10 protein-coding genes are annotated in these 8723 nt (G+C 75.3%); 8 read left to right on the top strand and 2 right to left on the bottom strand.

Annotation, left to right across the window (positions count from 1 at the left end; translation table 11 throughout):
• Positions 1-402 precede the first annotated feature (402 nt).
• Entirely contained in the window at positions 403-669 is a 267-nt protein-coding gene (locus AC0CYZ_RS31315) for an acylphosphatase (RefSeq protein ID WP_472222112.1), read from the bottom strand.
• Positions 670-768: 99 nt separating this feature from the next.
• Between AC0CYZ_RS31315 and AC0CYZ_RS31310 the strand changes: the two genes are divergently transcribed.
• The 8 genes from AC0CYZ_RS31310 (at position 769) to AC0CYZ_RS31275 (ending at position 8554) form a co-directional block, all read left to right on the top strand.
• On the top strand, positions 769-1449 hold the full coding sequence (locus AC0CYZ_RS31310) for an alpha-ketoglutarate-dependent dioxygenase AlkB (protein ID WP_472222110.1): 681 nt from the start codon (positions 769-771) through the stop codon (positions 1447-1449).
• A gap of 69 nt (positions 1450-1518) precedes the next feature.
• Positions 1519-2109, top strand: a complete 591-nt coding sequence (gene ruvC, locus AC0CYZ_RS31305; protein WP_472222108.1) for a crossover junction endodeoxyribonuclease RuvC — start codon at positions 1519-1521, stop codon at positions 2107-2109.
• Positions 2110-2219: 110 nt separating this feature from the next.
• The gene (gene ruvA, locus AC0CYZ_RS31300) at positions 2220-2846 is read left to right on the top strand and encodes a Holliday junction branch migration protein RuvA (protein WP_472222106.1); all 627 of its coding nucleotides are present in this window, start codon (positions 2220-2222) and stop codon (positions 2844-2846) included.
• Between the two features lie 43 nt (positions 2847-2889).
• The gene (gene ruvB, locus AC0CYZ_RS31295; RefSeq protein WP_472222114.1) at positions 2890-3936 is read left to right on the top strand and encodes a Holliday junction branch migration DNA helicase RuvB; all 1047 of its coding nucleotides are present in this window, start codon (positions 2890-2892) and stop codon (positions 3934-3936) included.
• 85 nt (positions 3937-4021) lie between these two features.
• Entirely contained in the window at positions 4022-4546 is a 525-nt protein-coding gene (gene yajC / locus AC0CYZ_RS31290; RefSeq protein ID WP_472222104.1) for a preprotein translocase subunit YajC, read from the top strand.
• 287 nt (positions 4547-4833) lie between these two features.
• On the top strand, positions 4834-6627 hold the full coding sequence (gene secD / locus AC0CYZ_RS31285; protein ID WP_472222102.1) for a protein translocase subunit SecD: 1794 nt from the start codon (positions 4834-4836) through the stop codon (positions 6625-6627).
• Positions 6624-8012, top strand: coding sequence for a protein translocase subunit SecF (gene secF / locus AC0CYZ_RS31280; protein ID WP_472222100.1), 1389 nt, complete (start codon positions 6624-6626; stop codon positions 8010-8012). Before secD ends, secF begins: the two co-directional genes overlap by 4 nt.
• Positions 8009-8554: an adenine phosphoribosyltransferase gene (locus tag AC0CYZ_RS31275; RefSeq protein WP_472222098.1), complete on the top strand. Its 546-nt coding sequence runs from the start codon at positions 8009-8011 to the stop codon at positions 8552-8554. The genes secF and AC0CYZ_RS31275 overlap by 4 nt, the downstream gene beginning before the upstream one ends.
• Before the next feature lie 28 nt (positions 8555-8582).
• Here the strand turns inward: AC0CYZ_RS31275 and AC0CYZ_RS31270 are convergent, their stop codons facing one another.
• Positions 8583-8720 carry a dodecin domain-containing protein gene (locus AC0CYZ_RS31270; protein ID WP_472214901.1) on the bottom strand — a complete coding sequence of 46 codons (138 nt, stop codon included), beginning with the start codon at positions 8718-8720 and terminating at the stop codon, positions 8583-8585.
• Positions 8721-8723: the final 3 nt, after the last annotated feature.

Raw genomic sequence — 8723 nt, 5'->3', positions numbered from 1 at the left:
CGGCACCTGGGCCTGGACCCCGAGCAGGCGATCGGCCACCTCGTGCGGCGTCGTGGCGCCCGGACCGGTGAGGAAGTGGCGTCGGTGACGGCGCGCGAGGACGCGGCGCCACGTCGTGTCGAGGGCGGACGACGCCGGGTGCGGTGCGGGCGGCACGGGGTCACCTCACCACGGCCCGGCCGGGCGCGGCCCGACCACTCGCGCCACCTGCCACCCGCGCCTCCGTGATCAACGGCCCTGAGTGGCTGGCCGAGGGATCGCGCCACAGCCATGGACGTCTGGTGGTCACCGACATGCGGGCCGCGGGGGAGGTGTGGCACGTGACCTCGGCGAGGCCGCTCGACCCCGCCGCCCTCGACGAGCCGGCCGACCGCGTCGTCCGCAGGGCCGGCCGCTCAGGCCTCAGCGCTGCTCGAAGCCGGTGAGGCCCTCCTCGGGGCGCTCCTCGACGTCGACGCCGGTCACCTCCGCCCGGTCGGGCCCGCGGCCCGCCCAGGCCAGCATCTGCTCGACCGCCGCGTCGTCCCCCTCGACGAGGAGCTCGACCGAGCCGTCCTGCCGGTTGCGCACCCAGCCCGCGACGCCGAGCCGCTGTGCCTCCTGCTCCGCGCTCGCGCGGTAGAACACTCCCTGGACCGTGCCGTGGACGACGGCGTGCCTCGCGCTCATGCCCGGCCCGGTACCCACCCGGGACGCGAGCGGCACCCGCTCCGCGGAACCCGGACCCGGCGCTTGCCGTCGACTCGAACATGTGTTCGACTCTAGCCCATGACGGCGGTCTTCACTCCCTCGCTCTTCGACTCGGTCCCGGGCGGCTCCGGCGCGTTGCCGACCGGCCCGGACGACGTCTCCTGGGCGGGGGCACACCGGACCTGGCTCGACGACCGCTCGTGGGTCGACGTGGTCCCGGGCTGGCTGCCCGGGGCCGACGTGTGGTTCGACGAGCTCGTGGGCGACGTGGCGTGGAACCAGCGGCACCGGCGGATGTTCACCCAGGAGATCGTGGAGCCCCGGCTGACCTGCGGGTGGGCGCTGGCCGACGCGCCGTCGCCGAGCGAGCACCTGGCGGCGGCCCTCGTCGAGCACTACCGGGAGCCCTTCGACCGGGTGTCGGCGAACTTCTACCGCGACGGGGCGGACTCGGTGGCCTGGCACGGGGACCGCGTGCGCTTCGTGCACCCGCAGCCGGTCGTCGCGATCGTCTCGCTCGGCGCGCCGCGGCGCTTCGGGCTGCGGGCGCTCGCGGGCGGCGGCACCCGCTGGCTGACGGTGTGCGGGGGTGACCTGCTCGTCATGGGCGGGCGCTGCCAGCACGAGTGGCAGCACACCGTGCCCAAGGAGCCCGGCGCCGGGCCCCGGATCAGCATGACGTTCCGCCACGGCGACCCCGGGCCCACCGGCGCGCGGGCCGAACGGGCGCGCGACGTGCCCGCCTGGGCGCTGCGCTGACGCCCGGTCCGGTGGCGGCGGGCGCGTCGTCGGCCTGACGGCGGCGGGCCGGTCGGTAGCGTGCCCGCCATGCGGGTGCTGGGAGTGGACCCCGGGCTGACGCGTTGCGGGCTCGGGGTGGTCGAGGGCGCGGGCGGGCGCACGGTGCGCGCCGTGGCCGTCAACGTGGTCCGCACCCCGCCCGACGACGAGGTCGCGGCCCGGCTGGGCGCGGTCGCGGACGCCGTGGAGCGGTGGATCGCCGAGTACCGCCCCGACGTCGTGGCCGTGGAGCGGGTGTTCAGCCAGCACAACGTGCGGTCGGTCATCGGCACCGCGCAGGCCGGCGGGGTGGTGGCCCTCGTCGCCGGTCGCGCCGGGCTGCCCGTCGCGTTCCACACCCCCTCGGAGGTGAAGGCCGCCGTCACCGGGTCGGGGCGCGCCGACAAGGCCCAGGTGACCGCGATGGTGCGCCGCGTGCTCGCGCTGGAGACCGCTCCCCGGCCCGCGGACGCGGCCGACGCGCTCGCGCTCGCGGTCTGTCACTGCTGGCGCGCACCCATGATCGCCCGGCTGGCCGAGGCCGAGGCCCGGGCCGCCGAGGTGGCCCGCACGCACGCCGCCCGCCTCGCCGCCGCCCGCAAGGCCGCGACGACCGCGGCCCGCCCGGCGCGGAGCTGACGCGACCGGGGCACGCCGCGCGTGGCGGTCACCGCCCTGTCGGACCCTCGCGGTAGCGTCCCGCTCGAACAGGTGTTCGCCGGGTGCGCCGGCAGCAGGGAGGTGGATCCGTGATCTCGTCCGTGCGCGGGGAGGTCCTCTCGGTCGGGCTGGACCACGCGGTGGTGGAGGTCGGCGGCGTGGGCCTGGCGGTGCAGGCGACGCCCACCACGCTCGCCGGTCTCCGGCGCGGCCAGAGCGCCCGGTTGGAGACGGCGCTCGTCGTCCGGGAGGACTCGCTGACCCTCTTCGGGTTCGCCGACGCCGCCGAGCGCGAACTGTTCGGGCTGCTGCAGACCGTGTCCGGCGTCGGTCCGCGGCTCGCCCTGGCCACGCTCGCGGTGCTCGATCCGGCAGCGCTGAGCCGGGCCCTGGCCGACGGCAACCTCACCACCCTGATGACCGTCCCGGGCATCGGGCGCAAGGGGGCCGAGCGCCTCGTCGTCGAGCTGCGGGACAAGGTCGCGCCGCCGGAGGCCGGGGGAACCGACGCGCTCGACGGCGCCGACGCAGTACCGGCATCCGTGGTGGCCGGTGGCACCCTGCGCGACCAGGTCGTCGAGGCGCTCGTCGGGCTCGGCTTCGCGGCCAAGCCCGCGGAGAAGGCGGTGGACGAGACCGTGGGTGACCTCGGGGAGGGCGCCGGCTCGTCGGCGGTCCTGCGCGCCGCGCTGCACCGGCTGGGACCGGGCCGGTGACGGGGGAGGACGCGCGGTGAGCGGGGACGAGCTCTCCGCCGACCTGGAGCGGGCCCTCGCGGCCACGCAGGAGGCGGGCGAGTCGGACCTGGAGAACCGGCTCCGGCCCGCGCGGCTCGCCGAGTTCATCGGGCAGCCCCGGGTCCGCGAGCAGCTCGACCTCGTGCTGCAGGGCGCGCTGCGGCGCGGCCGCCCGCCGGACCACGTGCTGCTCTCCGGCCCGCCGGGGCTGGGGAAGACCAGCCTCGCGATGATCATCGGCAACGAGCTCGGCAGCGCCGTGCGCATCACCAGCGGCCCGGCGCTCGAGCGGGCCGGGGATCTCGCGGCGATGCTGTCGAACCTCGTCGAGGGCGACGTGATGTTCATCGACGAGATCCACCGCATGGCCCGGCCGGCCGAGGAGATGCTCTACCTCGCCATGGAGGACTTCCGGGTCGACATCGTCGTCGGCAAGGGCCCGGGCGCGACGTCCATCCCGCTGGACGTCGCCCCGTTCACGCTCGTCGGGGCGACCACCCGCGCCGGGTCGCTCACCGGGCCGCTGCGCGACCGCTTCGGCTTCACCGGCCACATGGAGTTCTACGAGCCCGAGGACCTCGAGCTCGTCGTGGCCCGCAGTGCGCAGATCCTCGAGGTGGACCTGCAGCCCGACGGCGGGCGGGAGATCGCCTTCCGGTCGCGGGGCACGCCGCGGATCGCGAACCGGCTGCTGCGCCGGGTGCGCGACTACGCCGAGGTCCGCGCGGACGGGCGCGTGACGCGGGAGGTGGCGCGGGCGGCGCTCGCGGTCTACGACGTGGACGAGCTGGGCCTCGACCGGCTCGACCGCGCCGTGCTGGGCGCGCTGGTCCGGTCGTTCGGCGGCGGGCCGGTCGGGGTGTCGACGCTGGCGGTCGCGGTGGGGGAGGAGCCGGGCACCGTCGAGGAGGTCTGCGAGCCCTACCTGGTGCGCGCGGGGATGCTCGCGCGGACCCCCCGGGGGCGCGTGGCGACCCCCGCGGCGTGGCGCCACCTGGGCGAGACACCTCCGGATCGGGACGTTCCGGAGGAAACCGACGAGCAGGGCCCGCCGACGTTGTTCGGTTGAGCTGGCAGACTCTCAGGGGAGTACGTACGACGGATCGCAGGTAGAGCGGTCGGTCGGACCGGTGCACGGATCCGAACGGAGCGAGATGGACCTCCTCTTCCCTCTGCTGATCGTCTTCATGATCGGCATGATCTTCTTCTCCAACCGGCAGCGCAAGAAGCAGGCCCAGCAGCAGGAGAGCCTGCAGAACTCGATCTCGGTGGGCGACGTCGTCGTCATGACCTCGGGGATCAGCGGCACCGTCGTCGACACCGACGACGAGAAGACCATCGACCTCGAGATCGCGCCCGACGTGATCACCACGTGGCTGCGCGCCGCCGTCCGCGAGAAGCTCGCCGGCGACGCCGACGTGCTGGTGGGCGACGTCGAGCATCTCGGGGAGGCCCCGGCCGTGGGTGCCGCCGAGCACGAGGTGATCACCGACGCCCCGGTCGACCGCCCGGCGTCCACGCAGACCGGCACCGCCGCCACGCACACCACGGCGGCCCCGGCGGCGGGCTCGGACGGCGCGTCCGCGGAGCCGACCTTCTCCGACCCGACGTCGACGCCGAACGGCAACGGCGTCTCGGCGGGGTCCAGCAACCCGGGGGACTCGCGCTCCTCGTCCTGACCCCGATGCGGGGTCCGGCGGCCCGGGGTCGCCGCGGCCGGCCCGTCCTCCTACCGCACGGCGCGACGCGGACCGGGACGGGCCGGGTGCGATGGCGCCCCCGGTGGCGGCCTACCCTGCTGTCCTGGTCCTCGGCGCGCGCCGCCAGGCGTGTCCCGCGAGCGTGATCGGGCGGTTCCGGCGTCACCTGACCCGGTGCCGGCGGTCCGTCGCCGCGGTGTCCCGGACGCCGCGCGGCGAGGACGAGTCCGAGGACACCGCCGTCGCCCGACCCTGGAGTTCGCAGCGTGGCCCCACCCACCGTCCGGTTCCGGCCGGGCCGCTACCTCGCCGTGTTCGTGGGCATCGTCGTGGTCCTCTACGGGCTGGTGTTCCTCACCGGGGACAGGTCGCCGACCCCGAAGCTCGGGATCGACCTGCAGGGCGGCACGCAGGTGACGCTGACCGCGCGGACCGAGACCGGGGCGGCGCCCACGCCGGACCAGCTCAACCTCGCGCGCCAGATCATCGAGCAGCGCGTCAACGGCCTCGGCGTCTCGGGGGCCGAGGTCGTGCAGAACGGCAACAACCTCGTCATCACGGTGCCGGGGACGGCCGGTGACCAGGCCCGCAGCCTCGGCCAGACCGCCCGGCTGTACTTCCGCCCCGTCGTCGAGGGCCCGCTGGCGGCCACGCCCGCCCCGGGCCAGCCCCAGGGTGGCCAGTCCCAGGGCGGTCAGTCCCAGCCGGGACAGGCCCCGACCGGTGGCGCCGGGGGCGGGACACCGGGACAGGCACCGTCGGGCCAGAGCGTCCGGCTGCCGGTCCAGGCGCCGACCCCGCCCGCCCCGCCGCCCGGCGGGGGCGCCCCCGCGGGGGGCGGCACCTCGCAGGACCCGCGCCTGGCCGCGGCGATCGCCGCGGCGAAGCAGACCCGCCAGAGCGACGACCCGGCGGTGCAGGCCCAGGCCCTGCAGTCGCTCAACTGCGCGGTCGAGGACCCGCTGCGCGGGTACGACGACCCGACGAAGCCCCTCGTGGCCTGCGACCGCAACGGCACCGCCAAGTACGTCCTCGGGCCCTCGATCCTCTCCGGCACCGAGGTGGCGGACGCGGTCGCGGCGCCCAACCAGCAGGGCGCGGGCTACGTCATCAACGTGACCTTCAAGTCCGCGGGCGCCGGGGTCTGGGCGCAGTACACGACGGCCAACGTCGGCAAGGGTGTGGCGTTCACCCTGGACTCCCAGGTCGTCTCCGCGCCGACGATCGAGGCCGCCCAGCCCGGCGGCACGTCCCAGATCAGCGGCAACTTCAACCAGCAGTCGGCGACGGACCTCGCGAACGTGCTCAAGTACGGCTCGCTGCCGCTGTCGTTCGACACCTCGGACGCCCAGACGATCTCGGCCACCCTCGGCCTCGCGTCGCTCGAGGCCGGTCTGATCGCCGGTCTCATCGGGCTGGCGCTTGTGTTCGTCTACTCGCTCTTCTACTACCGGGCGCTGGGCGTGCTCACGATCCTGTCGCTGGTCCTGTCCGGCCTGGTCGTCTACGCGGTCCTCGTCCTGCTCGGGCGCAGCATCGGGTTCACCCTCGACCTCTCGGGCGTCGCCGGGTTCATCGTGGCCATCGGCATCACCGCGGACTCGTTCGTGATCTTCTTCGAACGGATCAAGGACGAGATGCGCGAGGGCCGCAGCTTCCGCTCCGCGGTCCCGCGGGGATGGACGCGGGCCCGCCGCACCATCCTCTCCGGCGACGCGGTGAGCTTCCTCGCCGCCGTCGTCCTCTACGTCCTCGCGGTCGGCCAGGTCCGCGGCTTCGCGTTCACGCTCGGCATGTCCACGATCCTCGACCTCGTCGTCGTGTTCCTCGTGACGCACCCGCTGCTGTCGATGGCGTCGAACTCGCGGCTGTTCGCGAGCCCGGCCTGGTCCGGGCTCGGCAAGGTCGCCTCGCAGACCACCCGACCCGGGCCCGGCGGGCGCGGCGGGGGAGCGGGCGGTGCGCCCCGCCCCGGCGCCCGGCCCGGCCAGACCCGTCGTCCCACCGCGCCGAGCGGGCGGGCGCAGCGCAGCGGCTCCGGCCGCGGAGGTACCCGATGACCCGCCCCACCCGCCGTGCCGGCGGCCGGAACGACGCCGACGGCGCGCGCGAGCCCGAGGAGGTCGACGACGACCTGGCGCTCGACGACGACGACGACGCCGACGCCCGGCCCGCGGAGGCCGGCCCGACGCGCCGGGCGGCCCGGCGCGGGCGGCTGGACGGGCTCTACGAGGGCAACGGCGGGCTCGACGTCGTCGGGCGGTCGCGGACCTGGTACGCCGTGTTCGGCGCGATCGTCCTGGTCTGCCTGCTCTCGATCATCCTGCGCGGCTTCAACTTCTCGATCGACTTCGAGGGCGGCACCTCGGTGCAGTTCCCCGCGCGCGGGGCGACCGGGGTGGCGCAGACGAGCCAGGTAGAGCAGACCTTCGACCGCGCGGTCGGGCACCCGGCGGAGTCGGTGCAGACCGCGGGCACCGGCGACTCCGCGACCATCCTCATCAAGTCCGAACGACTCACCCAGGGCGAGCAGATCGCGCTCGACCAGGCGCTGTTCGACCAGTTCCAGCCTCTCGGCACCGACGGCCGGCCCGACCGCGACGCGGTGAGCGACAGCGCCGTCAGCGCGAGCTGGGGCGGGGAGATCACCCGCCAGGCGCTCATCGCGCTCGCCGTGTTCCTGGTGCTCGTCACCGCGTACCTGGCGATCTACTTCGAGCGCCGGATGGCCCTCGCGGCGATCATCGCGCTGATCAACGACATCGTCGTCACCGCAGGCGTCTACTCGCTGGTCGGCTTCGAGGTCTCCCCGGCCACGGTGATCGGCCTGCTCACCATCCTCGGGTTCTCGCTCTACGACACCGTGGTCGTGTTCGACAAGGTCCGCGAGAACACCCGCGGGCTCGCGGGGATCACCCGGCGCACCTACGCCGAGGCGGCGAACCTCGCGGTCAACCAGACCCTGATGCGCTCGCTGAACACCTCGCTGATCGCCGCGCTGCCGCTGATCGGGCTCTTCATCGTCGGTGTGGTCCTGCTCGGCGTCGGCGTGCTCGGCGACCTCGCCCTGGTCCAGCTCGTCGGGACGCTCATCGGCGCGGCGTCGTCGGTCCTGCTCGCGACCCCCATCGTCGTCGACCTCGCGATGCGCGACCGCGTCTGGGCTCAGCAGGCCCAGCGGGTCGCGGCCCGGCGCGCGAAGACCGGGCAACGGGACGGCGCGCGCCGCGGCACCGGCGACGAGGTCACGACCGGCGAGCCGACCGACGTCCTCGACACCGACGCGGTCGTCGCGGCGGCCAGCGGAGCCGGGTCCCGGGCCGGCCGCGACGGGTCCACCGGCCGCGACGCCGGCTCGCGGGCGGGCCGGACCGGCAGCGCCCCGCGCCCCGGTGCCCGGCCGGCCGGCAAGTCCGGCCGACCGAGCGGGAAGCGCCGCCGGTGAGCCCGGCCGTCGACCTCGGCGCCGACCGCGACCTCGTCGCGGGCCTACTGCGCGAGGTCCCGGACTTCCCGCAGCCCGGGATCCGGTTCTGGGACCTCACGACGGTGCTCGCCGACGCGCGCGGGCTGGCCGCGACCACCCGGCTGCTGAGCGCCCCGGTGGCCGAGCACCCGGTCGACGTGGTGATCGGCATCGAGGCGCGCGGCTTCCTGCTCGGGGCCGCGGTGGCCCAGGCCCTGGGGCTCGGCCTCGTCCCCGTCCGCAAGCAGGGCAAGCTGCCCGCCGTCGCCGCGGCGCGGTCCTACGACCTCGAGTACGGGTCGGCGACCCTCGAGCTCCCGGCGGGGGTGCTCGCCCCGGGCGCACGGGCCCTGCTGGTCGACGACGTCCTCGCCACCGGCGGGACGGCCGCCGCGGCGTGCGAGCTGGTCGAGGAGTGCGGGGCGACGGTGACGTCGCTGGTGGTCGTGCTCGAGCTGCCCGCCCTCGACGGCCGCGCCCGCCTCGCCGGGCGCCCGCTGCACGCCGTGCTGGACCGCTAGCCGTCCTCGTGGCGAGGCGTCACGACAGCTAGTCGCCCGACTCGAACTTGAAGGAGATCGCGAGACGTACGCGGAAGCCGGTCACCTGGCCGTTCTCGATGACCAGGTCGGAGCGCAGGAGCTCGGCGATGCGGATGTCGCGCACCGACTTCGCCGCGGTCTCCACGGC

Source organism: Actinomycetospora sp. (genome assembly GCF_055612215.1).
This window is presented reverse-complemented; position numbering and strand designations above follow the sequence as displayed.

What these genes read in the sequence shown, in the direction of transcription:
- AC0CYZ_RS31315 (WP_472222112.1), bottom strand. Translation starts at nt 669, where the DNA reads ATGAGCGCGAGGCACGCCGTCGTCCACGGCACGGTCCAGGGAGTGTTC.
- AC0CYZ_RS31310 (WP_472222110.1), top strand. Translation starts at nt 769, where the DNA reads ATGACGGCGGTCTTCACTCCCTCGCTCTTCGACTCGGTCCCGGGCGGC.
- ruvC (WP_472222108.1), top strand. Translation starts at nt 1,519, where the DNA reads ATGCGGGTGCTGGGAGTGGACCCCGGGCTGACGCGTTGCGGGCTCGGG.
- yajC (WP_472222104.1), top strand. Translation starts at nt 4,022, where the DNA reads ATGGACCTCCTCTTCCCTCTGCTGATCGTCTTCATGATCGGCATGATC.
- secF (WP_472222100.1), top strand. Translation starts at nt 6,624, where the DNA reads ATGACCCGCCCCACCCGCCGTGCCGGCGGCCGGAACGACGCCGACGGC.